This window comes from Mesorhizobium sp. WSM1343, from assembly GCF_055901535.1.
On the sequence record NZ_CM148370.1, the window covers coordinates 185,857 to 212,469 of the forward strand.

The window sequence follows — 26,613 nt, forward strand, 5'->3', positions numbered from 1 at the left end:
TAGGATCGATTTTATGCGCGCAGCCCTTCAAACTCCCTCCGTCATCGGTCCGACCGTCGGCTTCGTCAGGTTGCCGCATGCTGAAGGACTTCCCCTTCCTGCTTATGAAAGCACCGGTGCTGCCGGCATGGATCTGCGCGCCGCGGTGCCGGACGACCGGCCGCTGCTGATCCTGCCCGGAAAACGCGCTCTGGTGCCGACCGGGCTGATCCTGGAAATTCCCGAAGGCATGGAAGGCCAGGTGCGGCCGCGCTCGGGCCTTGCCTTCAAGCATGGGCTTACCGTCCTCAACACGCCCGGCACCATCGACAGCGACTATCGCGGCGAGGTGAAGGTGCTGCTGATCAATCTCGGCGATGAGGACTTTGCCGTGACGCGCGGCATGCGCATCGCCCAGATCGTTTTTGCCGCGGTGACGCAAGCCGCCGTGGAAGAGCGCAACCTGGCCGGCGGCACGGCGCGCGGCGCGGGCGGGTTCGGATCGACCGGCACCGCCTGATGCCTGAACTGCCTAAACTTGTCATCTTCGACTGCGACGGGATCCTGGTCGATACGGAGAACCTGGCCAATCGGCGCCTTGCCGAATGGCTGACCGCTGCCGGCTATCCGACAAGCTTCGAATATTGCCGCAAGAATTTCTCCGGTCGCAGCATGGCGTCGGTGCAGAAAGAGATCGAAGAAGAGACCAGCGTCAGGCTTGGCGCCGATTTTGTCGATCTCTGGAACGCCGGCCTGCCGGATTTGTTCGCCCACGGCGTCGAAGCAATCCCTTATGTCCGCGAATTCGTCGAGGCCGTGCGGTCAGCCGGGATCGCCTATTGCGTCGCCACCTCGGCCCGGGTATCGAAGATGCACATCACACTTGGCCAGACCGGGCTGTTGCCGCTGTTCGAACACGCGATGTTTTCCTCGACGATGGTCGCGCGCGGCAAGCCGTTTCCGGACCTGTTCCTGCATGCTGCGAAAACGGTGGGCTTTGCACCTGCCGACTGCATCGTCATCGAGGACAGCGTCGCTGGCACGCAGGCCGGCATCGCGGCCGGCATGCGGGTGTTTTCCTATCACGCCGATCCCTATTCCGACCGCGACGGCCTTATCCAGGCCGGCGGCATCCTGTTCGACGACATGCGCGAACTGGCCGGGCTGGTGCCGATCCACTGAGCTGGCTGACGGACTGGACGGGTTGGGAGGCTGTGCTACGTTCCGCGCGGCCGACAGCCTGAGGCGACCATGCCGACGAACCTGCTTCGCTTCATCCTCGCCGTGATGCTGCTGCCATTGCTGTGGACCGCAGCCGGCGCGCAAGACGCCAGCCTTCCGGAGCTCGGCAGCCCACTGCCCGGCCAAAAAGACATCACCTATCTCGACCTCGCCAGGATGATCATTCCAGACCTCGCCGCCGACAAGAATGGCTTTTACAGGGGCGGGCTGCCGATCGCGATGCGCCATATCGAGGGACCCGACAGCGGCGGCTCGCCGCCCGAAACCTCAGGCTTTTCCAATGCCTCCGTGCTTGCCATCAAGGCGGGAGGCAAGGACCGCCTGACCATGCTGTTCGATCTCGGCGATTCCTCAGACAGCGCAGAAGGCTATGCGGTGCTAGCGCTCTACGACATTACGGGCAAACCAAGGCTGCTCGACGCCGCCAATGTCGCCCTCGACCGCAGCACCTATTTCCGCGAACCCGGCAAGCTCGGCATCGGCGCCAATGATGATATCCTCATGATCGAGAGTTCGCATTCCAATTCAAACCAGAACTATATGATCGTCCCGCTGATTATGGTCGCCAGGGACAAGTTGAAGCTGATCGACATCATCTATTTGTTCGACGAGCACGTGTGTGCCTATAGCCGGACGCAGGACGTTGCCTTTAAAGCCATCGCAGAGGGCCGACGCCATGCGGCGATCAAGGTAACGGTGACCGATGCCACCGTCGTGAACGACGAAAGCTGCGATGACCAGCCGCCCAAACCTGAATCTCACGACATCTCCGTCACCTATCATTGGGACAAGACAACGTCGCACTACGCCAAGGATTCCGACGCGCTGAACAATTTGGCAGGAGAGAACGCCAAACGCTTCTGAACCAACCGCATTCGTTTGCCCGGCCAGATGGAGCAGGATAAAATCCGCTTCGCCACACCGCATATGATGGGGGAACTACCATGGACAAGGGCAAGATCTTTCGCGACCTGCATGCCTCGACCTTCGTCGTGCCCAATCCCTGGGATATCGGCACGACCAAGCTGCTCGGCTCGTTCGGCTTCACGGCGCTGGCGACGACCAGCGCCGGCTTTGCCTTTTCGCGCGGCCTGCCGGACGGCGCGGTGACCTTCGACCAGATGATCCACCATTGCCGCGAAGTGACCGCGGCGACCAGCCTGCCGGTCTCGGCCGACCTCGAGAAAGGCAAGGGCGACAGCGCCGAGCAGGCCGCCGAAACCATCTTCGCGGCGGAAGCTGCCGGCCTTGCCGGCTGCTCGATCGAAGACCACACCGGCGATCCGGACAAGCCGATCTATGATTTTGCGCACGCCGTCGAACGCGTTGCGGCGGCCGTGGAAGCGGCGCGGGCCCTGAAACGCGATTTCGTCTTCACTGCGCGGGCCGAGAATTTCCTCTGGGGCAAGTCCGACCTCGACGACACGATCAAGCGGCTGCAGGCGTTCGAGAAGGCCGGCGCCGACGTACTCTATGCGCCAGGCATCGGCAACGTCGAGATGATCCGCACGCTCTGCTCTGCCGTCAGCAAGCCGGTCAATGTCATGGCGGTACCGGGTTTTACCATCGCCGATCTCGCCATGGCCGGCGTCAAGCGTATCTCGCTCGGGCCGTGGCTGACCAATTTCGCCTACGGCATGCTGGAAACGGCGGCACGCGAAATCCAGCAAGACGGCACCTTCGGCTTCACCCGCGCCGCCATGCCGTTCAGCAAATTGCAGGCCCTCTTCGGCAAATCTTCGGATTAATGGGGCCCGTCGCATGACGCTGACCGTGATCGACATGCATACTGGCGGCGAGCCGCTAAGGATCGTCACCGGCGGCTATCCCGGTATCCCCAAGGGCACGATCCTGGAAAAGCGCGCCTATGTGCGCGACCATCTCGATCATCTCAGGAAAATCCTGATGTTCGAGCCACGCGGCCATTACGACATGTATGGCGCCTTGCTGGTCGAGCCGGACCTGCCCGGCGCCGACCTCGCCGTGCTGTTCATGCACAATGAGGGCTATTCGACGATGTGCGGCCACGCCATCGTCGCGCTCGGCCGCTACGCCATCGATGAAGGGCTGGTGGCGAAACAGGAACCAGTCACGACAGTCAATATCGAGGCGCCGTGCGGGCTGGTCGTCGCCTCGGTCGAGGTCAGGGACGGCAAGGCCGGTGCGGTTTCGTTCGAAAGCGTGCCGGCCTTCCTGTTCGCCGGTGGACAGGCGATCGAATTGGCGAGCCACGGCACGATTGGCTTCGACGTCGCCTATGGCGGCGCCTTCTACGCGCTGGCCGATTGTCACCAATTCGGGCTCGAATTCGGCAGAAGCCGGATGCGCGATTTCGTCGATGCGGCAACGGGGCTGACGGACAGGCTCAAGGCTGAATTTCCGCTGTCGCATCCCGACCACGGCGACCTTGCCTTCCTATACGGTACCATCCTGACCGATGGCCGCGACACATTTTCCGGCGAGGTGACCAAAAACATCTGCGTCTTCGCCGAAGCCGAGGTCGACCGCTCGCCAACCGGTTCCGGCGTCACCGCAAGGCTGGCGGCCATGCATGCCAAGGGCGAGATCGCGATCGGACAGACGCGCACATTCGAGAGCATCGCCGGCTCGCGTTTTTCCGGAGCCGTGGCGCGGACGGCGAAGGCTGGACGGCATGAGGCGATCATCGCCCGCGTCGGCGGCCGCGCCTATTATTCCGGGCGGGCCGAATTCATCGTCGAAGCGGACGACGAGCTCGGACGCGGATTCCTGTTGCGCTGAAGAAAATGCTCAGCGGCGCGAGGAGCGAGCCACTTCCCGCACCGAGATCGCCTTGTGCAGATGCACCATCATGGCGGCGGCGAACAGCGGCGTCAGCAGGTTAAGCAACGGCACGGCGAGGAAAGCCGCGATGAGCAGCCCGGCGAGAAACACCGTGCCGGCATAGTGCCTGCGCAAGGCCCTGGCCTCGTCTTCCCCGCGAAAGCGCATGGCTGCGAATTCGAAGAACTCGCGCCCGAGCAGATAGCCGTTGACGATGAAGAAGGCGGCTATGTTGACGCCCGGCACCAAGAGAAGCAGCAGCGCGACGATGTTGCCAAGAATGACGACACCGAGGAATCGCGCCGACAGCACCAGCGAGCGCAGCGCCGGCATGGCGCGGCCGGTCGGATCGCCGGGGTAGTCGGTGCGCTCGACCACTTCGGCGATATCGTCGAGGAACAGGCCGGCGACAACAGCCGTCACCGGCGCGATGAGCAACGCCATGCCGAAGGCAAGCGCTATTGCCGCGATGATGCCGCCGAGCCACCCGGCCCAGGACGGCATGCCGGGCAACAGCGTCTGCAGCCACGGCAGCGCCAGCCACTCGACGAGGCTGGTCAGGCCGAACCACAGAGCCACCAGTGCCAGCACGGTCAAGCCCAGCGTCTTGACGAACACGGCCCGAAAGGGAGGCGAAATCAGCTCGAGGGCCGCAGCGCGGGCAGCGTCGAAAATCACCTTGTCACACCCCCGGTTAGCTGACGCCGCCTAAAAGGCGGATGCTTCCGAGATAGGCAGCGCAGGCCATGAGCACAAGCGGGCTGGCGTTTACCGCGCAAACGCCGGCTTTCGAACCGGGATGGTCATGGCAGCGACCCCGGCCACGACAAAACCCATGCCCAGCCATGCCGTCGAACCAAGACTTTCGCCGAGGAAGAGAGCGCCGATGCCGACGCCGATCGGCACGCGCAGATAGGCCTGCGAGGTGGTGCCGACCGAACCCAGCGTGTGGATGAGGCGGAAATAGATAACGAAGGCCAGCGCGGTGGAAAAGACCGACAGGCCGAGCAGGGCCAGGATCGACGCGGTCGATGGCGCCAGCGTCCACGGCTGGTCGAACACCAGACTGAGCGGCACGAGGATGACGGCGCCGCACAGCATGGAACCGGCGGCCGGTAGCATTGGGTCGAGGCCCTTGAAACCACGGCCGAAAATGGCGGCCCCGGCATAGCAGACCGTCGCGGCGACGATTGCCAATTGCGCCCACAATTCATGACCGAGGCCACTCAGCGCCTGCGTGCCGATAATGAGGCAGATGCCGGCAATGCCGGCGCCCACACCGATCAGTTTGCGCAAGGTGACCGGCTCGTGGCGGGTGATGAGCGCGGTCAAGAGGAAGGTGAAGATCGGCGAGGTCGCGTTGAGGATGGTGGCGAGGCCGGCATCGACCGAGCGTTCGGCCGCGGCGATCAGGGTGAACGGAATAACGCTGTTGAGGCAGGCCTGGAAGGCGAAGCGGCGCCAGCTTGCAGCATCGCCCGGCAAGGCGAGCCCGCGCCAGCGGATGATGGCCAACAGGATGCCGCCAGCGATCAGGGTGCGGGCGGCAATGAAGGTGACCGGCGGGATGGTTTCGACGCCGATCTTGATGAAGGTGTAGGAGGCGCCCCAGAGCACTGCCAGCACGACGAGCAGTACCAGGTCGGTGGTCAGATCGTTTTTTGCAGGCTCGTTCTTCGTCGACATGCTTTTTGTAGACATTGGGGGCTGGCTCGCCTTCGAAGCGGGATCGTCTGATCCAGGCTTATAGGCGGTGCGGCGATGAAATGCTTCGGCCACGGTCGAATTGTCATAGCGCCTCGCGGCTGATGCGCCTTTGCCTGTTCCGCCAAAGTTGCGTGTCACGCCCTAGGCAAACCGGTTTCAAATCGCTAGACCCGCGCCGGGCCGGCGTGGCAAGAAGCCGGCCCGGGTTTTTGGCGGAGATTTTGATGCCGGATTATGACGTGCTTTGCATCGGCAATGCCATTGTCGACATCATCGCCCAGTGCGACGAGGAATTCCTCGAGACCAACGGCATCATCAAGGGCGCGATGAACCTCATCGACACACAACGCGCCGAACTGCTCTACAGCCGCATGGGCCCGGCGATCGAGGCGTCCGGCGGCAGCGCCGGCAACACGGCGGCCGGCGTCGCCAGCTTCGGCGGCCGCGCCGCCTTCTTCGGCAAGGTCTCCAACGATGCGCTGGGCGAAATCTACGCGCACGACATCCATGCACAGGGCGTCGCCTTCGACACCACGCCGCTCAAGGGCGAGCCGCCGACGGCGCGGTCGATGATCTTCGTCACCCCTGACGGCGAGCGTTCGATGAACACCTATCTCGGCGCCTGCGTCGAGCTTGGGCCGGAGGATGTCGAGGCCGACAAGGCTTCTGGCGCCAAGGTCACCTATTTCGAAGGCTATCTGTGGGACCCGCCGCGCGCCAAGGAAGCGATCCGCCAGACGGCGAAGCTGGCGCACGCAGCAGGCCGCGAAGTGTCGATGACGCTGTCGGATTCGTTCTGCGTCGACCGCTACCGCGACGAATTCCTCGAACTGATGCGTTCGGGCACGGTCGACATCGTCTTTGCCAACAGCCACGAGATCAAATCGCTCTACCAGACATCCTCGTTCGACGAGGCGCTGGCGCAGATCCGCAAGGATTGCCGGATCGCCGCCGTGACCCGCTCGGAAAAAGGCTCCGTGATCGTGCGCGGCGACGAGACGGTGGTGATCAAGGCGACCGCCATCAAGGAACTGGTCGACACGACGGGCGCCGGCGATCTCTATGCCGCCGGCTTCCTGCATGGCTACACACAAGGCCGCGACCTGCAAACCTGCGGCGACCTTGGCTCACTGGCGGCCGGATTGGTGATCCAGCAGATCGGCCCCAGGCCCCGGCAGAATCTGCGCCGCGAGGCTGAGCAGGCGGGGTTGCTTTAACAACCGTCAAGCTGCCGCCCCTCACCGTCGCGCAGTTGTCATACATCGCACCTACACGCAATCTGGGCGTCCCGCGACTGACATTTCGGTGCGCCCTCAGTCAGTTGGGGTGTCAAGAAATGCTGGACAGCATGCTGTCGGGCGGCCGGACCGGTTGCCGCCGCGATTTCCGTTTTCCGCACTAGAAGTTCAACAATCGGCCGCAACTGAGGGGGAGCGCGCGGCCAGAAGACAGATGCATGAACAGATTTCAAATCCAGGGCCTCAAGCAGGACGACTTCGCGGAGATGGTCGCGGAAGACGTCGAACGTGCACTTGCCCACTATGACGAGGCCATCAACAAGCCCACCATGGTCTCGGTCGGCAAGATCGCCGGCAGCATAGCGTCCGCCGTCACCTTGCTGTCACCGAAGCACCAGCGCGCCATCGACGCCATCCATGCCGACCTGCCCGGCCTGGCGTCGAAATTCGTGCGCGCGCTGGCGGCGGAAGCCGCGCGCCGCAGCGAAGCCGGTATTGCCGGCGTGACAAATCCGCCGACGACCCCGTTGGCCGATGTCGAGCCTCCTTCGCTGCCAAAGTCCGACGATCTCGAATCGATGCTGATCGAGGACTGGGCCGGCCGCGTCGCCGGTTCGACCTATCTGGAAGAGCATCTGCGCATCGCCCGCTCGACCCTGCACCGCTGGCAGCGGCGGGGTGAGGTCATCGCCTTGCGCAAGGGCGGCCGCAAACATGTCTTCCCGCTGGCGCAGTTCGTCGACGGCCGGCCGGTTGCAGGCATTCGCGACGTGCTATCCCTGATCACCAATCCGAGGCTCGCATGGCTGTGGCTGACGCGGCCCTCGGCGCAGCTCGACGGCCGCGTCCCGATCGACTTGCTGCGGCAGGATCAGGTGGACGAGGTCGTCGAGGCCGCGCGCGTATTCGCGCCGGGCTGAAGGCAGCGCGCCCTTGATAAGGCGCGCGCCTAGGCAGTCTTGCTTATCGAGTGGCGAGGACCGGACGATGGTTGTTGCGGCGCCATTTCCCTGGCGGTGACCAGCCGGTTGCGGCCGCTCTTTTTTCCGATGTACATCAGCCGGTCGGCGAGCGCGATCAGCGCCTCGGAATCGGTGGCTTCCGCCGGATACATGGCCACGCCAACGGTGCAGCCGACCTGGATCTCGCCATTCGGCGTCGGAACCTTGATCCGCAACCTTTCCAGGATGCGTTCGGCGACGCGCACGGCCTTCTGCTGTGCCAGATCGGCGTCGCCCGAGAACAGGAAGGCGAACTCGTCACCGCCAAGCCGAGCCACGAAATCGGCGCTGCGCAGGATCGAGCGAAGCTGGCTCGAGACGCGCTGAAGCAGCGCATCGCCGGCCTCGTGGCCGAGCGTGTCGTTGACTTCCTTGAACCGGTCGAGGTCGATGAATAGAAGACCCGCCGCCTCGCCGGTGGCGCCGCAGCGGGCGACCACCGATTTCAGTTCGTCGTGGAAGGCGCGCCGGTTGGGCAAGTCGGTCAATGCATCGTGGTTGGCCGAATGATCGCTCTGCTGCTTCGCCACCTCGATCTCGCGCTTTTGCGCCGACAGTTCCTCATTGGCGGTCTTCAGGTCCAGGAGCAGCTGGGCGTTGAGGTCCTCGACCACCTTGCGGTCGCTGATGTCGACGACGAAGCCTTCCAGAAACTCGAGTTCGCCGGCATCGTCCCAGACACCGCCGCCGATCTCGCGGACCCAGAGCGGTTCGCCGGCCCTTGGCACGATGCGGTAGTCGACGTTCCAGTTGCAGCGCGCCTCGAGCGCGGCATCGACAGCGGCATAGACCGAGGGCAAGTCATCCGGGTGGATGGCCGAGACGTAGTCGCGCACCGCGTTGTGAATAAAATCGCTTGGCCGGTAACCGCTGACGGTGAGAATGCCGTCGCTGATGTAGAGCATGGTGTAGGAGGCGTCGTTGCGGCAGCGGTAGAGGTAGCCGTCCATCCGCCCGGTGATGCTGAGCAAAGCATCCAATCGCTCGTCATGGTAGGCTCGCTCGCCGACCACGGATAAAGAAACTCCGTCATGCTTCATGGCCGCACCCCCATTTGGCGGTCTGAGCGCGCCGTGGATGCCGTCACGGCATGCGGCAAGAGCTTCCCTATATCAGCTGAATCTTATCAATGTCTTATGGCAAACGTGGGCGCTGAATCGGCCGCTGTTGGTCAGTGCGCAATCGATCGACAAAATGAGCACTGGTGTCTGTTCCGCATGACCCATTTTTCATTTTACTTTTTTTGACGTAGAACTAACCTTTGGGATATGTAGATTCGATGGGGGAGGAATGATGTCGAAGTTTAAGATCAAGATGAAACTCCAGGGTTTTGAATTGGAAGTCGAAGGCTCAAAAGACGACATTCCTTTGATCGCACAAAATGTGGGACAGCAGATTGCAGGCTTAATTCAACCTTCGGCTGCGATAGTTGAGGGTGATCCATTGAGTACGGGCAATGGACGGCAGCACCCATTAACTATCGACAACTCCGACCGTGACGTGACCAAAAGTAGAAAGCCGCGACGTACGAAGAGATCAGGGGGTGAGCCCCAAAACTCCGTTGAGACGCCTACAATCGAGTGGAGACATGATCCAGCAAAATACGGCAATCCAAAACAAGACTGGAATGCGGCATCAAAAGCTCTGTGGCTAATTTATGTAGTCTCCCAGGAACTGGAATATGCGCAGCTGTCTATAACACAACTTTCAAATACTTTTAACCGAAAATTCAAGCAGTCAGGAACAATTAGGCCGAGCAATATTTCACGTGACCTGGGAACTTTTAAGACAAAAAACCCGGCCCTAGTTGGCGATGATACCACAAAGTCTTCTACTGAGTGGTTCCTGACCGACGCCGGCATTAGGAAGGTTCAAGAGCTTATAGTGGAAACTCTTTCTCCGGCGCCTTAATACGATGGGACTTATTGAAAAGAGCAAACTCGTCAGAGAGCTTAGCCCCCCATTCGATCATTTACTTTGTACACAGATCGTTGACGAGTTTATTTCAGCAGAGCGACGCTTCATTCAACGTGATTGGGAGCCAGCAGAGCTCGATGGAGGTCAATTCTGTGAAATTGCGGCGCGGATCTACTATCATATAGATAGTGGGAATCTAAGCCATACCAAGCCGTTTGATGATTGCGTCAAATATCTAGAAAATGACCAAGTTCCTCATGCCATAAGCCCTCGGCATGACGCTTTGCATGTCGGGCGCGTCCTAAGAACAGTTTACAAATTTCGGAGCCAACGAGGGGCGGTACATATATCTCCTAACTACGGCCCAAATCACATGGATGCCCGTCTTATAGTAGAGTGCATTAGATGGGTAATGAACGAGACCCTACGAATCTTCTGGAGAGGTGATCGAGAGCAGGTCGCGCGGGCAATTAGAGAGCTTCTGCAGTTTGATGTCCCCTGTATCGGCCTGTTTGAAGACGTTATTTTGGTCCAGCGAACCGACCTAACCGCTGAGGAGGAGATTCTCGTCCTTTTACATTACGCAGGTGAAATTGGATTTTCACGCACTGAAATCGGCAAGGCGGCTAAGCGCGCTCCGTCAACCGTTACCACAACACTTCAAAATCTCTCATCGCCAACAGTCAGGCAAATTGTGAAGATAGGCAGCGGCAACTACCGCCTTACAGGATTGGGATCGAAACGAATCAGAACGAGTTTGGCTGACAAACTCATTCTTGAGTAATCAAGGAGCAGTCTCAGCACCGGAGTGATGCCCCTCAAGTCCCCGCCGTGTACGCCGCGATCGCCGCCATGTTGACGATATCGCTGTCCTTGGCATTCAGCGACACGATCTGAACCGGCTTGTTCAGGCCGACCAGCAGCGGCCCGATCACCGTCGAGCCGCCGAGTTCCTGCAACATCTTGGTCGAAATCGAGGCCGAGTGGAACGCCGGCATGATCAGCACATTGGCCGGGCCGGTCAGGCGGATGAACGGATATTGCGCCATGGCGCGGGCGTTGAGGGCGACGTCGGCGGCCATTTCGCCGTCATATTCGAAATCGACGCGGCGCTTGTCGAGGATGCGCACGGCTTCCTGGACGCGCTCGGAGCGTTCGCCCTGCGGATGGCCGAAGGTGGAATAGGCGAGCATGGCGAGCCTCGGCTCATAACCCATGCGGCGGGCAAAGCCTGCCGCCTCCTCGGCGATGTCGGCGATCTGCTCGGCGTTCGGCATATCGTGCACGGCGGTGTCGGCGACCAGCACGGTCTTGCCCCGCGCCAGCACGATCGAGACGCCGATGACGCGGTGGCCGGGCTTGGCATCGATGACGCGGCGGATGTCGTCGAGCGCGGTCGAATAGTTGCGGGTGACGCCGGTGACGATGCCGTCGGCGTCACCCAGCGCCACCATGCAGGCGGCAAAGTGGTTGCGATCGTTGTTGATCAGCCGCTGGCAGTCGCGAAACAGGAAGCCTTTGCGCTGCATGCGCTCGTAGAGGTAGTCGGTGTAGATGCCGTTGCGGCGCGACAGCCTTGCATTGATGATCTCGATGCCTTGCTTGTTGAGATCGATGCCGGCGTGCTTGGCGTTTTCCTTGATGACGTCGTCGCGGCCGAGCAGGATGGCGGTGCCGAGCTTCTGGTTCACATAGGAGACGGCGGCGCGCATGACCTGTTCCTCCTCGCCCTCGGCGAAGACGATGCGCTTGGGCTGGCGGCGCACGCGGTCGTAGATGCGCTGCAGGGTCGAGGCGATTGGGTCGCGGCGGGCCGACAGTTCCTGCGCGTAACGGTCGAGGTCAAGGATCGGCTTGCGGGCGACGCCTGAATCCATCGCCGCCTTGGCGACCGCAATCGGAATGGCCGAGATCAGGCGCGGGTCGAACGGCACCGGGATGATGTAGTTGGGGCCGAATTTCGGCCGATTGCCCTGATAGGCGGCGGCGACGTCGTCGGGCACGTCCTGGCGCGCCAGTGCCGCCAGCGCCTGGGCGGCGGCGATCTTCATGTCGTCATTGATGGTGGTTGCCCTGACATCCAGCGCGCCGCGGAAGATATAGGGGAAGCCGAGCACGTTGTTGACCTGATTGGGATAATCGGAACGCCCTGTGGCCATGATGGCGTCTGTGCGGATTTCGGCGACCTCCTCCGGCGTGATTTCCGGGTCGGGATTGGCCATGGCGAAGATGATCGGGTTCTTGGCCATCGACTGCACCATGGCGGTGGTCAGCGCGCCCTTGGCGGAGAGGCCGAGGAAGACGTCGGCGCCGTCGAGCGCCTCGGCGAGGCTGCGCGCCTCGGTCTTGACCGCATGCGCCGATTTCCACTGGTTCATGCCTTCGGTGCGGCCCTGGAAAACCACGCCCTTGGTGTCGCACAGGATGATGTTTTCGGGCGAAAAGCCCATCGCCTTCATCAGCTCGATGCAGGCGATGCCGGCGGCGCCGGCGCCGTTGCAGACCATTTTCGTGGTCTTCATGTCGCGACCGGTGATCTCCAGCGCGTTGATCAGGCCGGCGGCGGAGATGATCGCAGTGCCGTGCTGGTCGTCATGGAAGACCGGAATGTCCATCAATTCGCGCAGCCGCTGCTCGATGATGAAGCATTCCGGCGCCTTGATGTCCTCGAGATTGATGCCGCCGAAAGAGGGCCCGAGGAAACGCACGCAGTTGATGAACTCGTCGGCGTCCTCGGTGTCGACCTCGAGGTCGATGGAATCGACATCGGCGAAGCGCTTGAACAGCACCGCCTTGCCCTCCATCACCGGCTTGGAGGCCAGCGCGCCGAGATTGCCAAGGCCGAGGATGGCTGTGCCGTTGGAGATGACTGCGACCATATTGCCGCGCGTCGTGTAGTCGAAGGCGCGCGAGGGGTCTTCGGCGATGGCCAGGACCGGAACCGCGACACCAGGCGAATAGGCGAGGCTAAGGTCGCGCTGCGTTGCCATGGGCTTGGTGGCGACGACCTCCAGCTTGCCCGGCCGACCCATGGCGTGGAATTCGAGCGCTTCCTGCGCACTGACGGACGGACCGCTGTTCTCGGTTTTCCTGGCCATGATGTACTTGATTTCCTCACCGGTGCAGCACCTCGTTGAAGCGGGTGCTTTGTGTCGGACCGAATTAAGACCACGCGCCGCCGCGTGTAAACCGCCAGCGTGCGGAATCGCGGTTGGTACGCGCGATTGCGGGCATCCTGCCGTCCCGGTCGTCCCCTGTTTTTCGAAGCCCCGGCATTAAACCGCGCGATCACATCTGCTAGCGTGCGGCGCATGAACATGCACAGCCCGAACGAGCCAGACGCCCCCGAGGCGATGACGCCGGTGCCGACCGCCCACGCCGGCGCCACGCCGATGATCGAGCAATTCATCGAGATCAAGGCGGCAAACCCGGATTCGCTGCTGTTCTACCGCATGGGCGATTTCTACGAGCTGTTCTTCGACGATGCCGAGAAGGCGAGCCGGGCGCTGGGCATCGTCTTGACCAAGCGCGGCAAGTATCAAGGGCTCGACATTCCGATGTGCGGCGTGCCGGTGCATGCTGCTGACGACTATCTGCAGAAGCTGATCGGCCAGGGTTTCCGCGTTGCCGTCTGCGAACAGATCGAGGATCCGGCCGAGGCGAAGAAACGCGGCGGCAAATCGGTGGTGCGCCGCGATGTGGTGCGGCTGGTGACACCAGGCACCATCACCGAGGACAAATTGCTGGCGCCGTCGGAATCGAGCTTCCTGATGGCGCTGGGGCGGGTGAAAGGCGGAGCGGACCACTCCTTTGCGCTGGCCTGGATCGACATCTCGACCGGCGCCTTCCGCGTCACCGACACCACCGCCGACCGGCTTTTGGCTGACATCTTCCGTGTCGATCCGCGTGAGTTGATCGTTGCCGAGCCAGTGTTCCACGATCCGGAGCTGAAGCCGGTGTTCGACGTGCTCGGCCGCGTCGCCAGCCCGCAACCTCCGTCACTGTTCGATTCGGCGTCGGCGACAGGGCGCATCGCCCGCTTCTTCGATGTGGCGACGCCGGACAGTTTTGGCGCCTTTTCGCGCGCCGAACTGTCGGCGATCTCGGGCGCCATTGCCTATGTCGAGAAGACGCAGAAAGCGGAGCGCCCGCCGCTGTCGCGGCCCGAACGCGAGGAGCAGGGTTCGACCCTGTTCATCGATCCGGCGACACGCGGCAATCTGGAACTGCTGCGCACGTTGTCGGGCAGCCGCGAAGGCTCGCTGTTCAAGGCGATCGACCGCACGGTGACCGGCGGCGGCGCAAGGCTGCTCGCCGACCGGCTGATGGCGCCGCTGACCGACCCGGCGGCGATCGGCGCCAGGCTGGACTCAGTGTCGTTCTTCCGTTCCGAAACGCGACTTTGCCAGGCGGTGCGGTCGAGCCTGAAGAGCGTTGCCGACATGCCCCGCGCGCTGTCCAGGCTGGCGCTCAACCGGGGTGGGCCGCGCGACCTCGGCGCGCTGCGCGCCGGCTTCGAGGCTGCAGGCGCGATCGCCGAAATCTTTGCCGCCACCGCCCTGCCCCCGGAACTTGCGGCGGCATTGGCCGCCATCCATGCACTGCCCCAAGCGCTTTCGCAGCATCTAATGCAGGCACTTGGCGACGAACTGCCGCTGCTCAAGCGCGACGGCGGCTTCGTTCGTGGCGGCTACCATGCCGATCTCGACGAAATGCGGGCGCTGCGCGACGAATCGCGAAAGGTGATCGCCGGGCTGGAACGCTCGCTGATCGACGAGACCGGCATCCGCTCGCTGAAAATCCGGCACAACAATGTGCTTGGCTACTATATCGAGGTGACCGCCAACCATCATGCGGTGATGACCAGCAGCGATGGCGCCAAGGCGCGCTTCATCCACCGCCAGACCATGGCCAACGCCATGCGCTTTACCACGACCGAGCTTGCCGAGCTCGAGACCAAGATCGCCAATGCCGCCGACCGGGCGCTCAACATCGAACTGGCCGCCTTCGAGGCGCTGACGACGGAAGCGGTCGGCGAAGCGGAGAAGATCCGTGCCGGCGCCGATGCGCTGGCCGTGCTCGATGTCTCCGCGGCGCTCGCGCTTCTGTCGGAAAGCGAAGCCTGGTGCCGGCCGGTGGTGGATTCGAGCCTTGCCTTCGAGATTACGGGCGGGCGGCATCCGGTGGTCGAACAGGCCTTGCGCCGCTCCGGCGAAGGCCCGTTCGTCGCCAATGATTGCGACCTGTCGCCGGAGGGAGCTGCCCGGAACGGCGCGATCTGGCTTTTGACCGGCCCGAACATGGGCGGTAAATCGACATTCCTGCGGCAAAACGCGCTGATCGCCATCCTGGCCCAGACCGGCTCGTTCGTGCCGGCGACATCGGCCCATATCGGCGTCGTCGACCGGCTGTTCTCGCGTGTCGGCGCCTCGGACGATCTGGCGCGCGGCCGCTCGACCTTCATGGTCGAGATGGTCGAGACGGCAGCGATCCTCAACCAGGCCGGCGAGCGCGCACTGGTGATCCTCGACGAGATCGGCCGCGGCACCGCCACTTTCGATGGCCTGTCGATCGCCTGGGCCGCGGTTGAATATCTGCATGAGAAGAACCGCTGCCGGGCAATCTTCGCCACCCATTTCCACGAAATGACCTCGCTGGCCGGCAAGCTGGCGCGTCTCTCCAACGTCACCATGCGGGTCAAGGAATGGGAAAACGACGTCGTCTTCCTGCACGAGGTCGGCAAGGGTGCCGCCGACCGCTCCTACGGCGTGCAGGTGGCGCGGCTGGCCGGCCTGCCGGAAGCGGTGGTCGACCGGGCCAAGGAAGTGCTGCACCAACTGGAAGAGGGCGAAGTTTCGGGCAAGACCAACCGGCTGGTCGACGATCTTCCATTGTTTTCGGTGGCGGTGAAGCGAGAAGCGCCGAAGCCGATCAAGAGCGACGCGCTGGGCGCGGCACTCGGCGACATCAACCCGGACGAAATGACGCCACGCGAGGCGCTGGAAGCGCTCTACCGGCTGAAGGGGTTGGCGGGGACATAGTCAGATCATCTCCAACCCGCGCTTGCGCGCTGGTGGCGGGAAGGCGCGGTCGAGATCGGCGATGTCCTGCGGCGCAAGCTTGATGTCGAGCGCAGCGACATTCTGGCGGACATGCTCCTCGCTGCTGGCCTTCGGGATGGCGATGACGCCCTCCTGATGCATCACCCAGGCCAGGGCGATTTGCGCTGGGGTCGCATTGTGGCGGACGGCGATGGCTTCGAGCCTGGCATTGCGCGCCAACGCACCCTGCTCGACCGGAGAATAGGCCATCAAGGGGATGCCGCGCTGCCGGCTCCAGGGCGCCAGATCGAATTCGAGGCCACGCCGGACCAAATTGTAGAGCACCTGGTTGGTCTGGACATTGCCGCCATCGGGCAGGCCGATCAGCTCTTCCATCTCGTCGGTGTCGTAATTGCTGACGCCCCAGTGGCGGATCTTGCCGGCCTTTTTCAGGGCCTCGAAGGCCGCGACGGTTTCCGTCAATGGCACGCTGCCGGGCCAATGCAAGAGATAGAGATCGATGCGGTCGGTGCGCAGGCGTTTCAGGCTGTTTTCGCAGGCGCGCTGCACGCCCGCGCGCGAGGCGTTCGACGGTAGCACTTTCGAGACCAGGAAGGTCTCGTCGCGGCGCCCGGCAATGGCTTCGGCCACCACCTCCTCGGCACCGCCGCTGGCATACATTTCGGCGGTGTCGATCAACGTGATGCCGAGGTCGAGGCCGAGCTTGAGGGCATTGACCTCATCGGCGCGGCGACGGGAATCTTCGCCCATCTTCCATGTGCCCTGGCCAAGCACCTGAACGGCTTCGCCGGAGGACAGTTTGGTGGTTCTGATGGTCGGCATGGCGGGCTCCAGTTGGGGCCGGATCGCATCACAGGCTGGGCGATAAATCCAGAGGCGTTCTCGCCGCGCTGGCGATGGCTGAAGACTTACTTCACCGGATGGGCGGCGAGCCAGGCCTGCATCTGCTTGATCTCTGCTTTCTGCGCGGCGATGACGCCTTCGGCCAGCTTGCGGATTTCCGGGTCCTTGCCATTGGCAAGTTCAACCTTGGCCATGTCGATCGCACCCTGATGGTGCGGGATCATGCCTCTGACGAAATCGACGTCGGCATTGCCGGTGTAGTCGGACGCCATCATGTCGGCATGCATCTTGTCCATCGCCGCCTTGTAGCCTTCCGTCGAAGGACTGGTCGCGTCCGTCGCCATGGCGCCCATGTCGTGTTTCATCTCTTCGCTCTGCGCCGGAACGCTTTCGAGGAAGACGGCAACCAGCATTCCGGCCGCCATCAGCAGCAGCACGAGTTTTTTGGCGAAGGTCATACATGGTCTCCTGTGGATGGGTTTCGTATTTGGGGGCTTGGATCAGAGTTTCAATGTTCTCAGCCGCAATGCGTTTGCGATCACCGACACCGAGGACAGGCTCATCGCCGCCGCTGCCAGCATCGGCGACAGAAGCGTGCCGGTGAGCGGATAGAGCACGCCGGCGGCGACCGGCACGCCAAGCACGTTGTAGAGGAAGGCAAAGAACAGGTTCTGGCGGATGTTGCGGATCGTCGCCTGAGCCAGCGTGCGCGCCCGCACGATGCCGTTGAGGTCGCCTTTGACCAAGGTGATGCCGGCGCTTTCGACGGCGACATCGGCGCCGGTGCCCATGGCGATGCCGACATCGGCGGCGGCAAGGGCCGGTGCATCGTTGACGCCGTCGCCGGCCATGGCAACGCCGGTGCCTTTTGCGCGCAGTTCCTCGACAAGGGCTGCCTTCTGTTCCGGCAGCAGGCCGGCGCGGACCTCGTCGATGCCGAGGCTTCTTGCGATCGCGTTGGCCGTGCGTTCATTGTCGCCGGTCGCCATGACGATCCGCAAGCCGCTTTCATGCAGCGCCTTGATCGCCTCGGCCGTCGTTGTCTTGATAGGGTCGGCGACGGCGACGATGCCGGCCGGTTTTTTGTCGACAGCAACGAACATCGCCGTCTTGCCTTCGAGTTGCAGCGCCTCGGCCTTGGCCGAGATGGATGCGATGTCGACGCCAAGGTCGGCCATCATCGCGGCGTTCCCGAGCGCGACCGTCTTTCCCGAGACCGAACCGGACACACCCTTCCCGGTGACCGCCTCGAAGCCGCTGGCCTCTGCAACGGTCACGCCGCGCGTAGCGGCGCCGTCGACGATGGCTTCAGCCAGCGGATGCTCCGAGCCTTTCTCCAGGCCCGCGGCAAGCGCCAGTAATTCGTCTTCGGAGAAGCCGTTTGCCGTGACGACATCGGTCAGCTTCGGCCGGCCTTCGGTCAGCGTCCCCGTTTTGTCGACGATCAGCGTGTCGACGGAAGCGAAGCGTTCGAGTGCTGCGGCTTCCTTGATCAGCACGCCGGCATGCGCCCCGCGCCCGGTGGCGGTCATGATCGACATCGGCGTCGCCAGGCCGAGCGCACAGGGACAAGCGATGATCAGCACCGACACCGCCGAGACGATGGCAAAGATCAGGCTGGGCTCGGGTCCAAACACGGCCCAAGCGATGAAGGCGACAATCGCGACAAGGACGACGGCCGGGACAAAGTAGAAAGAAACGCGATCAGCCAACCCTTGGATCGGGGCGCGCGAGCGCTGCGCCTTGGCGACGAGCTCGACGATGCGCGCCAGCGTCGTCTCGGCGCCGACCTTCTCAGCGCGCATGATCAGCGCACCATTCTTGTTGAGCGTGCCGCCGGTCAGCGCATCGCCCTCGACCTTCTCGACCGGCAACGGCTCGCCCGTGATCATCGATTCGTCGAGCGAGGACCGTCCTTCCAGCACCGTGCCATCGACCGGCACGGCGTCACCGGGGCGTATGCGCAGGCGATCGCCGGCCTTGACGGCGTCCAGAGGCACGTCGTTTTCGGAACCATCGGCGGCGATCAGCCGCGCTGTCTTCGGTGCGAGATCGAGCAAGGCGCGGATCGCCGAACCGGTCTTTTCACGGGCGCGCAGCTCCAGCACCTGGCCAAGGAAGACCAGCGCGACGATGACGGCGGCAGCCTCGAAATAAACCGGCACCGCACCGCCATGGCCGCGGAACTGATGCGGAAAGATATCCGGAAACAGCGTGGCGACGACGCTGTAGAGATAGGCAGCGCCGACGCCGAGCGAGATCAGCGTCCACATGTTGGGGCTGCGGTTGACGAGCGAATCCCAGCCGCGGTGGAAGAAAGGCAGTGCCGCCCACAACACGACGGGGCTGGCCAATGCCAGCTCAAGCCAGACCTTCGTCCGCTCGTCGACAAAAGCCTGGAAAGTCAGGCCAAGCATCGGCGCCATGGCGACGACCAGCAAAGGGACGGATAGAGCGGCACTGACCCAGAATCGCCTGGTGAAATCGACCAGTTCCGGATTGGGACCCTCGTCACCCGTTGGTATGCCCATCGGCTCCAGCGCCATGCCGCATTTCGGGCAGGATCCGGGCTTGTCGCGGACGATCTCCGGGTGCATCGGGCAGGTGTATTGCGTGCCCTTGGGCATCGGCTGCGGTGCTGGCCTGCCGCCGAGATATTTTTGCGGCTCCGCCTCGAATTTCGCCTGGCAAGCGGCCGAGCAGAAATAGAAGCCCCGGCCTTCGTGGCGGGCAAAGTACCTGGCTGTCGCGCGGTCGACGCTCATGCCGCAGACCGGATCGGTGGCGGTCAGGAATTCTTCCGGTTCGGCGACGAATTTCGTGCGGCAGCCCTGGCTGCAGAAATGATAGAGATGGCCATCATGTTCGACCGTCGGCTTGCCAGCCGCCGGATCGACAGTCATGCCGCAGACCGGGTCGCGGACGACGCTCTTCGTGGTGGGCACGGCGCCTTTTGTCGAGCAGCAGCTACCGTGCGCGTGATGATCGTGATCGGAATGCGTCATTCGAAAATGCCTTGATGGATCGGTGTGTGACGTGGAGATAGGGCTTCCAGTAACTGGAAGGTCAAGGGCTGTTTCGACTTTTCTTCTCCGGTCCACGGCGCGTCCATCCACCCCAGAAAAAGTCTCACGCGGCAACACCAGGCCTGCTAGAAAGCGCGAGCGTCGCGGGGGTGGGGATTTTCTTCGGCAATGAAGCGTCTGGTCATCAATCTCGATCGGTCTCCCGATCGCCTTGCCCGTGTGACGGCGGAGTTTGCCCGCATCGGCGTTGCATTCGAACGCGTTCAGGCCATAGACGCACGCGACCGGCCGGAGCTGGACCAGCTGCCGCAAAATGTCGGATATCGGAACAGGCTGCCATTGACTGACGGCGAGATCGCCTGCCTGCTCAGTCACCGGGCCTGCTGGGCTGTCATCGCGCAAGGCGACGCCCGCTACGGGGCGATTTTCGAGGACGACATCGTCTTTGCCGCAAAAGCCGGCGCATTGCTTCGCGACAGCGACTGGATCCCAGCCGATGCCGAAGTCGTCAAGCTCGAAAGCTACTTCTGTAAGACCGTGATCCGACGCAAGCGCATTGCCATCGGTCACGGCTTTTCCACATCCAAACTCGACGCCGGACATATAGGAACCGCCGGCTACATCATCTCCAGGCAAACCGCGCTCGACCTGATCAAGGCCACCGAGGAGATCGGCATCGCTGTCGACGACCTTGTCTTCAACCCCGAGTTTTCGGTTTTGCGAGGCGAGACGATCTATCAGCTTGTTCCTGCGCTCTGCGCGCAAGATCAGTTCCTTGGCGACAGGGCGCTCCATTTGCCAAGCCTGCTCAGAGAAAAGCGGGATATCCAGTGCGCCGCACCTGCCGGGACCGGGAAACGCAGAAAGACAGCCATAGCGAGGGTCAAAGCCGAGGCTCGGCGAATAGGCAAGCGCATTGTCGATTTCGGTCGACTGAAGCGAAGAATGGTCATTCCATTTACTTATCCGAGCCAAAACTCAGCCGGGTCTTGAACCGGCTTCAACGCCCCATACCCAGCGCCGCCAAAACGCGCTATAGACGCCGCCGAAACGGCAAGGCCGACTGGATATATGGCAAGAATCTCCCTGAAGCTCGACGAATTGATCGACGGCGAAGCCTTGCGCCGCGAGATGACCGCGCTGACCGCGGGCACGGCGGGCGACGGCTCAGGGCAGGCTGCGCGCAATGGTGTGCTCCAGCTGCTCAAGGGACGACTGGCGGACGGGCGCGCCATTGCCGAACGCATGCTGAGGGACGATGGCGGCGGCAGCGCCTGCGCGGCGCGGCTGTCGCATCTCATGGACGAGATCATCCGGGCGCTTTACGATTTCGCCGTCACCCATGTCTACCGGGTCAAGAACCCGTCCTCCGCGGAGCGCATGGCCGTCGTCGCTGTCGGCGGCTACGGCCGTGGAACGCTGGCGCCGGGGTCCGACATCGACCTGTTGTTCCTGCTGCCTTACAAGCAGACGCCGTGGGGCGAACAGACAGTCGAATACATGCTCTACATGCTGTGGGACCTGGGGCTGAAGGTCGGCCACGCCACACGCAATATCGACGAATGCCTGCGCCTGTCGCGCACCGATGTCACCATCCGCACCTCGATCCTCGAAGCACGTTTTCTGTGGGGCGAGGAAAAGCTCTATGATGAACTGATGCTGCGCTTCGACCATGAGGTGGTGCGCACGACCGGCCCCGAATATGTCCAGGCCAAGCTTGCCGAACGCGATGACCGCCATGCCAAGGCCGGCGAAAGCCGCTATCTGGTCGAGCCCAACGTCAAGGACGGCAAGGGTGGCCTGCGCGATCTGCAGACGCTGTTCTGGATCGGCAAATATTTCTACCGGGTGCGCACCGGCGAGGAATTGGTCGATAAAGGCGTCTTCACCGAGGGCGAGTACCGCGAGTTCCAGAAAGCCGAGGATTTCCTGTGGGCGGTACGCTGTCACATGCATTTCCTCACCGGCAAGGCCGAGGAGCGGCTGCATTTCGACATCCAGCGCGAGATCGCCGAACGGCTCGGCTACACCACGCACCCCGGCCTGTCGGCGGTCGAGCGCTTCATGAAGCACTACTTCCTCGTTGCCAAGGACGTCGGCGACCTGACCCGCATCTTCTGTGCCGCGCTCGAGGAGGAGCAGGCCAAGCACGTGCCGGGCTTCAACCGCATCTTCCTGACTTTCTCGCGGCGCAAGCGCAAGCTGGCCGGCACGTCGGACTTCATTGTCGACAACCACCGCATCAACATCGCCGACGACCAGGTGTTCGAGCGCGATCCGGTCAATCTGCTCAGGCTGTTCTGGTTCGCCGACAAGCACGGTCTGGAATTCCACCCCGATGCGCTGAAGCTGCTGACCCGTTCGCTCGGCCTGGTCAACAAGTCGCTGCGGCGCGACGAGGAGGCCAACCGGCTGTTCCTCGACATATTGACCTCGGATCGCAATGCCGAACTCAATCTGCGCCGCATGAACGAGGCCGGGCTGCTCGGCAGGCTGATCCCGGATTTCGGCAAGATCGTCGCCATGATGCAGTTCTCGATGTACCACCACTACACGGTGGACGAGCATCTGATCCGCTGCATCGGCGTGCTGGCCGAGATCGAACGCGGCGACGGCGAAAAGGTCCATCCCCTGTCGCACACGCTGATGCCGGGGCTGAAGAAGAGCCGCGAGGCGCTCTATGTCGCCGTACTGCTGCACGACATCGCCAAGGGGAGGCCGGAGGATCATTCCGAGGCGGGGGCCAGGATCGCACGCCGTATCTGTCCGCATATGGGGCTGTCGCCTGCCGATACCGAGACCGTTGCCTGGCTGGTCGAGAACCATCTCGTGATGTCGATGACAGCCCAGACCCGCGACCTCAACGACCGCAAGACCATCGAGGATTTCGCCGCGATCGTGCAGTCGGTCGAGCGGCTGAAGCTGCTTTTGATCCTCACCGTCTGCGACATCAGGGGCGTCGGACCGGGTGTCTGGAACGGCTGGAAGGGCCAGTTGCTGCGCACGCTCTACTACGAGACCGAATTGCTGTTGACCGGCGGGTTTTCGGAAGTGTCGCGCGCGCAACGCACGGCGGCGGCGCGCGAGCGTCTGGCCGAGGCGCTTGCCGACTGGCCGGACAAGACCCGCAAGCGCTATGTCGGCCAGCACTACGAGAATTACCTTTTGACCGTCGATCTCGCAGACCAGCTGCGCCATGCCGAATTCATTCGTGAGGCTGACGCGTCAGGCAACAAGCTTGCCACCATGGTCAAGACCCACCAGTTCGAGGCGGTGACCGAAATCACCGTGCTGGCGCAGGACCACCCCCGCCTGCTCTCGGTCATCGCCGGGGCGTGCGCCGGGGCCGGCGGCAACATTGTCGACGCGCAGATCTTCACGACGTCGGACGGCCGTGCGCTCGACACGATCCTGATCAGCAGAGAATTCGACCGCGACGAGGACGAGCGCCGGCGTGCCGAGCGTGTCGGCCGGCTGATCGAGGACGTGCTGTCGGGCAAGAGCTGGCTGCCGGAAATGATCGAGAAGCGCACCAAGCCGCGGCGCGGCTCCAAGGTGTTCAAGATCCCGCCGCGTGCCGAAATCCGCAACACGCTGTCGAATCGTTTTTCGGTCATCGAGGTCGAGGGCCTCGACCGGCCTGGGCTGCTGTCGGAGATCACCGGAACGCTTTCCGACCTGTCGCTTGACATCGCATCGGCCCATATCACCACCTTTGGCGAAAAGGTCATCGACACTTTCTATGTCACCGATCTCACTGGCCAGAAGATAGATAGCCCGGCCCGCATCGCCACCATCCGCAATCGGCTGATGGCAACGCTCGAGGGCATCGTGCCCGAACGCGGCGGCAAGTCCAGGGCGGCGGCCGAGTGACAACGACCATCACTTTGTCCCAATTCCGCAGGCAGTTCCCAAAAGCATGAGCCTCGTCAAGAAATTCGCAACGGTCGCTTCCGGCACGCTGATGAGCCGCGCGCTCGGTTTCGGCCGCGAGATGCTGATGGCCGCCGCACTCGGCACCGGACCGGTCGCCGATGCCTTCAACGCCGCCTTCCAGTTTCCCAACACCTTTCGCCGGCTGTTTGCCGAGGGCGCCTTCAACGCCGCCTTCGTGCCGCTGTTCGCCAAGGAGATCGAGACCCACGGCACCGAAGGCGCCAAGCGCTTTTCCGAGGAAGTGTTCGGCGTGCTGTTCACGGCGCTGCTGGCGCTGACCATCATCATGGAACTGTCGATGCCGCTGATCGTGCGCTATCTGGTGGCGCCGGGGTTTGCCGGCACGCCGGGGAAGTTCGACACCACGGTGACGCTGGCGACGATCATGTTCCCCTATCTAATCTGCATGTCGCTGGGCGCGATGATGGCGGGGATGCTGAATTCGCTGCGCCGCTATTTCGCCGCCGCCGTGGCGCCGGTGTTCCTCAACATCATCCTGATCGGCGTGCTCGCCTATGCCTGGTACAAGGGCTCGGATGCCCTCACAGTCGGCTACGGGCTGTCCTGGGGCGTGCTTGCCGCCGGACTAGTGCAGCTGGCGATCGTCTGGGTGGCAGTGCGCCATGCCGGCATCTCGATCGGCTTTCGCCGTCCCAAAATGACGCCCGCGGTCAAGCGGCTGCTGATCCTGGCGCTGCCGGCGGCCATCACCGGCGGCATCACACAGATCAACCAGCTGATCGGCACGGCGATCGCCTCGGCGCAGAACAGCGCGGTGTCCTCGCTCGCCTATGCCGACCGCATCTACCAGTTGCCGCTCGGCGTGGTCGGTGTCGCGGTCGCCATCGTGCTGTTGCCCGAACTGTCGCGCGCGCTGAAGTCGGGCAATCTGATCGAGGCGGCCAATCTGCAAAACCGCTCGGTCGAGTTCACACTGTTCCTGACGCTGCCGGCAGCCGCCGCACTCTGGGTGATGTCGGAGCCGATCGTACGGCTGGTCTATGAGCGCGGCGCGTTCGCCGCCAACGGCTCGACGCCGACGGTGGCGGCGATCCTGGCGATCTTCGGCCTCGGCCTCCCGGCCTTCGTGCTGATCAAGGCATTCACGCCGGGCTATTTCGCCCGAGAGGACACGCGTACACCGATGATCTTTGCCGCCATCTCGGTGGCGGTGAACGTCACCACGGCGCTGACGCTGTTTCCACGGATGGGCGCGCCCGGCATCGCGGTGGCCTCGGCCGTCGCCGGCTGGGTCAACGCGGTGATGCTGCTCGGCGTCCTGATCCGTCGCGGCCACTGGGGCCGCGACGTGCCGCTGATGAAGCGCATTCCACGTCTGGTGCTGTCGGCTATCGTGATGGGGGCAGCACTCTATTTTGCCGAGCATTGGTTCGCCGTCAGGCTCGGGCCCGGCTCGCCGCTGGTGGTCAAGGCGACGACGCTGCTGTCGCTGGTCGCGGGTGGGGCGCTGCTGTACTTCATCACGGCATTTGCCACCGGCGGCGCCGATTTCGGCATGATCCGTCGCAACGTCAAGCGGGGATCTGGCAAGTCGGCGCCACCGATCGCAAAGACCGAACTGGACGAGTAGGCCGGGCAAGCTCGCAGCGCCGTCTTGATCGCAGCGCCGTCTTCGTCCATAAGCGCGCCGTCGCAAGACTTTCGCCGCGCGCGGTTTCCAGCCGCGTGATTGGCTCCGAAAAGTCTGCAACTTTTCGGAATCACGCTTATACGGCCCTCCACAAGCCATGAGGACAATCATGACCGCCTTCAAGCCACTCGTCTTTTCCGGTGTCCAGCCGACCGGCAATCTGCATCTCGGCAATTATCTCGGCGCCATCAAGAAATTCGTTGCCCTGCAGGACACCTCCGATTGCATCTATTGCGTCGTCGACCTGCATTCGCTGACAGCCCAACTCGTTTATGAAGACCTGGCCGACCAGACGCGGTCGATCACCGCTGCGTTCCTGGCCTCCGGCATCGATCCGAAGAAGCACATCGTCTTCAACCAGTCACGGGTCATGCAGCACGCCGAGCTTGCCTGGATCTTCAATTGCGTGGCGCGCATCGGCTGGATGAACCGCATGACGCAGTTCAAGGACAAGGCCGGCAAGGACCGCGAGAATGCCTCGCTCGGCCTGCTCGCCTATCCCTCGCTGATGGCTGCCGACATCCTGCTCTACCGTGCCACCCACGTCCCTGTCGGTGAGGACCAGAAACAACATCTGGAGCTCACCCGCGACATTGCGCAGAAATTCAACAACGACTTCTCCGACCGTATCGCAGCGCTCGGCGTCGGCGTCGAGATGCAGATCGGCGAAGAGACCGTGAACGGCTATTTCCCGCTGACCGAGCCGGTCATCGGCGGGCCGGCGGCGCGCATCATGTCGCTGCGCGACGGCTCCAAGAAGATGTCCAAATCGGACCCGTCTGATCTGTCGCGCATCAACCTGACCGACGACGCCGATGACATCTCGAAGAAGATCCGCAAGGCCAAGACCGATCCGGAAGCGTTGCCGAGCGAGCTGGATGGCCTGGCCGGCCGGCCCGAGGCAGAAAACCTGGTCGGCATCTATGCGGGTCTCGCCGAGATGTCGAAGGCGGATGTGCTCAAGCAATTCGCCGGCCAGCAGTTTTCCGTGTTCAAGCCGGCCTTGGCCGATCTTGCTGTGGAAAAACTGGCGCCGATCGCCAGCGAGATGCGCCGCATTTCGGATGACCGCGCCTATGTCGACGCGGTGCTCAAGGACGGCGGCGAGCGCGCCGGCGTGCTGGCCGAAGCGACGATGAAGACGGTGCGCGACATTATCGGCCTGCTGCAGGGCTGATCGCGACATCGGGTGCACTGGCACAAGGCCGG

21 protein-coding genes are annotated in these 26,613 nt (G+C 62.9%); 14 read left to right on the top strand and 7 right to left on the bottom strand.

All coding sequences use genetic code 11. The annotated features are described in order from the left end of the window. The first annotated feature begins 13 nt into the window (after positions 1–13). From dut to AC0NIL_RS00890, 5 genes are all read left to right on the top strand, one after another. Positions 14–499, top strand: a complete 486-nt coding sequence (dut, locus tag AC0NIL_RS00870) for a dUTP diphosphatase (RefSeq protein ID WP_013528045.1) — start codon at positions 14–16, stop codon at positions 497–499. Continuing rightward, positions 499–1,161, top strand: a complete 663-nt coding sequence (locus tag AC0NIL_RS00875; protein ID WP_027163757.1) for an HAD family hydrolase — start codon at positions 499–501, stop codon at positions 1,159–1,161. The genes dut and AC0NIL_RS00875 overlap by 1 nt, the downstream gene beginning before the upstream one ends. A 69-nt stretch (positions 1,162–1,230) precedes the next feature. Further along, entirely contained in the window at positions 1,231–2,085 is an 855-nt protein-coding gene (locus AC0NIL_RS00880; RefSeq protein WP_013528047.1) for a hypothetical protein, read from the top strand. An 80-nt stretch (positions 2,086–2,165) separates the two neighbouring features. Further along, positions 2,166–2,969 carry an isocitrate lyase/PEP mutase family protein gene (locus AC0NIL_RS00885; RefSeq protein ID WP_024505790.1) on the top strand — a complete coding sequence of 268 codons (804 nt, stop codon included), beginning with the start codon at positions 2,166–2,168 and terminating at the stop codon, positions 2,967–2,969. A 13-nt stretch (positions 2,970–2,982) separates the two neighbouring features. Then, the gene (locus AC0NIL_RS00890; RefSeq protein WP_275954134.1) at positions 2,983–3,981 is read left to right on the top strand and encodes a proline racemase family protein; all 999 of its coding nucleotides are present in this window, start codon (positions 2,983–2,985) and stop codon (positions 3,979–3,981) included. A gap of 9 nt (positions 3,982–3,990) precedes the next feature. Here the strand turns inward: AC0NIL_RS00890 and AC0NIL_RS00895 are convergent, their stop codons facing one another. Together AC0NIL_RS00895 and AC0NIL_RS00900 are read right to left on the bottom strand one after the other, a co-directional pair. Then, positions 3,991–4,701: a sulfate transporter family protein gene (locus AC0NIL_RS00895; protein ID WP_024505792.1), complete on the bottom strand. Its 711-nt coding sequence runs from the start codon at positions 4,699–4,701 to the stop codon at positions 3,991–3,993. A 90-nt stretch (positions 4,702–4,791) separates the two neighbouring features. After that, positions 4,792–5,724, bottom strand: coding sequence for a DMT family transporter (locus AC0NIL_RS00900; protein ID WP_013528051.1), 933 nt, complete (start codon positions 5,722–5,724; stop codon positions 4,792–4,794). 230 nt (positions 5,725–5,954) lie between these two features. Between AC0NIL_RS00900 and AC0NIL_RS00905 the strand changes: the two genes are divergently transcribed. After that, a complete protein-coding gene (locus AC0NIL_RS00905; protein WP_013528052.1) occupies positions 5,955–6,947 on the top strand; it encodes an adenosine kinase in 993 nt (330 codons plus the stop codon). A gap of 239 nt (positions 6,948–7,186) precedes the next feature. Next, positions 7,187–7,888, top strand: a complete 702-nt coding sequence (locus tag AC0NIL_RS00910) for an antitoxin Xre/MbcA/ParS-like domain-containing protein (RefSeq protein WP_013528053.1) — start codon at positions 7,187–7,189, stop codon at positions 7,886–7,888. A gap of 29 nt (positions 7,889–7,917) precedes the next feature. On the opposite strand, the gene AC0NIL_RS00915 is transcribed toward AC0NIL_RS00910, so the two are convergent. Beyond that, on the bottom strand, positions 7,918–9,009 hold the full coding sequence (locus AC0NIL_RS00915; RefSeq protein WP_275954135.1) for a sensor domain-containing diguanylate cyclase: 1,092 nt from the start codon (positions 9,007–9,009) through the stop codon (positions 7,918–7,920). 250 nt (positions 9,010–9,259) lie between these two features. On the opposite strand from AC0NIL_RS00915, the gene AC0NIL_RS00920 reads away from it, so the two are divergent. Together AC0NIL_RS00920 and AC0NIL_RS00925 are read left to right on the top strand one after the other, a co-directional pair. Continuing rightward, a complete protein-coding gene (locus AC0NIL_RS00920; RefSeq protein WP_474048363.1) occupies positions 9,260–9,880 on the top strand; it encodes a hypothetical protein in 621 nt (206 codons plus the stop codon). A 4-nt stretch (positions 9,881–9,884) separates the two neighbouring features. Further along, positions 9,885–10,670 carry a hypothetical protein gene (locus AC0NIL_RS00925; RefSeq protein WP_275954137.1) on the top strand — a complete coding sequence of 262 codons (786 nt, stop codon included), beginning with the start codon at positions 9,885–9,887 and terminating at the stop codon, positions 10,668–10,670. 34 nt (positions 10,671–10,704) lie between these two features. Here AC0NIL_RS00925 and AC0NIL_RS00930 read toward each other — a convergent pair whose 3' ends face one another. Then, positions 10,705–12,984 carry an NADP-dependent malic enzyme gene (locus tag AC0NIL_RS00930; RefSeq protein ID WP_024501796.1) on the bottom strand — a complete coding sequence of 760 codons (2,280 nt, stop codon included), beginning with the start codon at positions 12,982–12,984 and terminating at the stop codon, positions 10,705–10,707. Positions 12,985–13,197: 213 nt separating this feature from the next. Here AC0NIL_RS00930 and mutS point away from each other — a divergent pair, with 213 nt between their 5' ends. Then, positions 13,198–15,927, top strand: a complete 2,730-nt coding sequence (gene mutS, locus AC0NIL_RS00935; protein WP_275954138.1) for a DNA mismatch repair protein MutS — start codon at positions 13,198–13,200, stop codon at positions 15,925–15,927. On the opposite strand, the gene AC0NIL_RS00940 is transcribed toward mutS, so the two are convergent. From AC0NIL_RS00940 to AC0NIL_RS00950, 3 genes are all read right to left on the bottom strand, one after another. Continuing rightward, positions 15,928–16,770, bottom strand: a complete 843-nt coding sequence (locus tag AC0NIL_RS00940; RefSeq protein ID WP_473574191.1) for an aldo/keto reductase — start codon at positions 16,768–16,770, stop codon at positions 15,928–15,930. An 86-nt stretch (positions 16,771–16,856) separates the two neighbouring features. Then, positions 16,857–17,249 (bottom strand): CopM family metallochaperone, encoded by a 393-nt coding sequence (copM, locus tag AC0NIL_RS00945; RefSeq protein ID WP_224673728.1) that lies wholly within the window; start codon positions 17,247–17,249, stop codon positions 16,857–16,859. Between the two features lie 42 nt (positions 17,250–17,291). Beyond that, positions 17,292–19,796, bottom strand: a complete 2,505-nt coding sequence (locus tag AC0NIL_RS00950) for a heavy metal translocating P-type ATPase (RefSeq protein ID WP_275954140.1) — start codon at positions 19,794–19,796, stop codon at positions 17,292–17,294. A 189-nt stretch (positions 19,797–19,985) separates the two neighbouring features. Here AC0NIL_RS00950 and AC0NIL_RS00955 point away from each other — a divergent pair, with 189 nt between their 5' ends. The 4 genes from AC0NIL_RS00955 (at position 19,986) to trpS (ending at position 26,581) form a co-directional block, all read left to right on the top strand. Then, positions 19,986–20,810: a glycosyltransferase family 25 protein gene (locus AC0NIL_RS00955; protein ID WP_024501800.1), complete on the top strand. Its 825-nt coding sequence runs from the start codon at positions 19,986–19,988 to the stop codon at positions 20,808–20,810. Between the two features lie 78 nt (positions 20,811–20,888). Next, positions 20,889–23,690, top strand: a complete 2,802-nt coding sequence (locus tag AC0NIL_RS00960; RefSeq protein ID WP_063171105.1) for a [protein-PII] uridylyltransferase — start codon at positions 20,889–20,891, stop codon at positions 23,688–23,690. Positions 23,691–23,736: 46 nt separating this feature from the next. Further along, positions 23,737–25,344 carry a murein biosynthesis integral membrane protein MurJ gene (murJ, locus tag AC0NIL_RS00965; protein ID WP_024501802.1) on the top strand — a complete coding sequence of 536 codons (1,608 nt, stop codon included), beginning with the start codon at positions 23,737–23,739 and terminating at the stop codon, positions 25,342–25,344. A gap of 169 nt (positions 25,345–25,513) precedes the next feature. Beyond that, positions 25,514–26,581: a tryptophan--tRNA ligase gene (trpS, locus tag AC0NIL_RS00970; RefSeq protein WP_063173534.1), complete on the top strand. Its 1,068-nt coding sequence runs from the start codon at positions 25,514–25,516 to the stop codon at positions 26,579–26,581. Positions 26,582–26,613: the final 32 nt, after the last annotated feature.

Excerpts from the sequence above, each read along its gene's own strand:
- AC0NIL_RS00880 (WP_013528047.1), top strand. The coding sequence starts at position 1,231 with ATGCCGACGAACCTGCTTCGCTTCATCCTCGCCGTGATGCTGCTGCCA.
- AC0NIL_RS00890 (WP_275954134.1), top strand. The coding sequence starts at position 2,983 with ATGACGCTGACCGTGATCGACATGCATACTGGCGGCGAGCCGCTAAGG.
- mutS (WP_275954138.1), top strand. The coding sequence starts at position 13,198 with ATGAACATGCACAGCCCGAACGAGCCAGACGCCCCCGAGGCGATGACG.
- AC0NIL_RS00950 (WP_275954140.1), bottom strand. The coding sequence starts at position 19,796 with ATGACGCATTCCGATCACGATCATCACGCGCACGGTAGCTGCTGCTCG.
- AC0NIL_RS00920 (WP_474048363.1), top strand. The coding sequence starts at position 9,260 with ATGATGTCGAAGTTTAAGATCAAGATGAAACTCCAGGGTTTTGAATTG.
- AC0NIL_RS00885 (WP_024505790.1), top strand. The coding sequence starts at position 2,166 with ATGGACAAGGGCAAGATCTTTCGCGACCTGCATGCCTCGACCTTCGTC.
- AC0NIL_RS00915 (WP_275954135.1), bottom strand. The coding sequence starts at position 9,009 with ATGAAGCATGACGGAGTTTCTTTATCCGTGGTCGGCGAGCGAGCCTAC.
- AC0NIL_RS00910 (WP_013528053.1), top strand. The coding sequence starts at position 7,187 with ATGAACAGATTTCAAATCCAGGGCCTCAAGCAGGACGACTTCGCGGAG.
- trpS (WP_063173534.1), top strand. The coding sequence starts at position 25,514 with ATGACCGCCTTCAAGCCACTCGTCTTTTCCGGTGTCCAGCCGACCGGC.
- dut (WP_013528045.1), top strand. The coding sequence starts at position 14 with ATGCGCGCAGCCCTTCAAACTCCCTCCGTCATCGGTCCGACCGTCGGC.
- murJ (WP_024501802.1), top strand. The coding sequence starts at position 23,737 with ATGAGCCTCGTCAAGAAATTCGCAACGGTCGCTTCCGGCACGCTGATG.
- AC0NIL_RS00955 (WP_024501800.1), top strand. The coding sequence starts at position 19,986 with ATGAAGCGTCTGGTCATCAATCTCGATCGGTCTCCCGATCGCCTTGCC.
- copM (WP_224673728.1), bottom strand. The coding sequence starts at position 17,249 with ATGACCTTCGCCAAAAAACTCGTGCTGCTGCTGATGGCGGCCGGAATG.
- AC0NIL_RS00925 (WP_275954137.1), top strand. The coding sequence starts at position 9,885 with ATGGGACTTATTGAAAAGAGCAAACTCGTCAGAGAGCTTAGCCCCCCA.
- AC0NIL_RS00905 (WP_013528052.1), top strand. The coding sequence starts at position 5,955 with ATGCCGGATTATGACGTGCTTTGCATCGGCAATGCCATTGTCGACATC.
- AC0NIL_RS00900 (WP_013528051.1), bottom strand. The coding sequence starts at position 5,724 with ATGTCTACAAAAAGCATGTCGACGAAGAACGAGCCTGCAAAAAACGAT.
- AC0NIL_RS00940 (WP_473574191.1), bottom strand. The coding sequence starts at position 16,770 with ATGCCGACCATCAGAACCACCAAACTGTCCTCCGGCGAAGCCGTTCAG.
- AC0NIL_RS00930 (WP_024501796.1), bottom strand. The coding sequence starts at position 12,984 with ATGGCCAGGAAAACCGAGAACAGCGGTCCGTCCGTCAGTGCGCAGGAA.
- AC0NIL_RS00875 (WP_027163757.1), top strand. The coding sequence starts at position 499 with ATGCCTGAACTGCCTAAACTTGTCATCTTCGACTGCGACGGGATCCTG.
- AC0NIL_RS00960 (WP_063171105.1), top strand. The coding sequence starts at position 20,889 with ATGGCAAGAATCTCCCTGAAGCTCGACGAATTGATCGACGGCGAAGCC.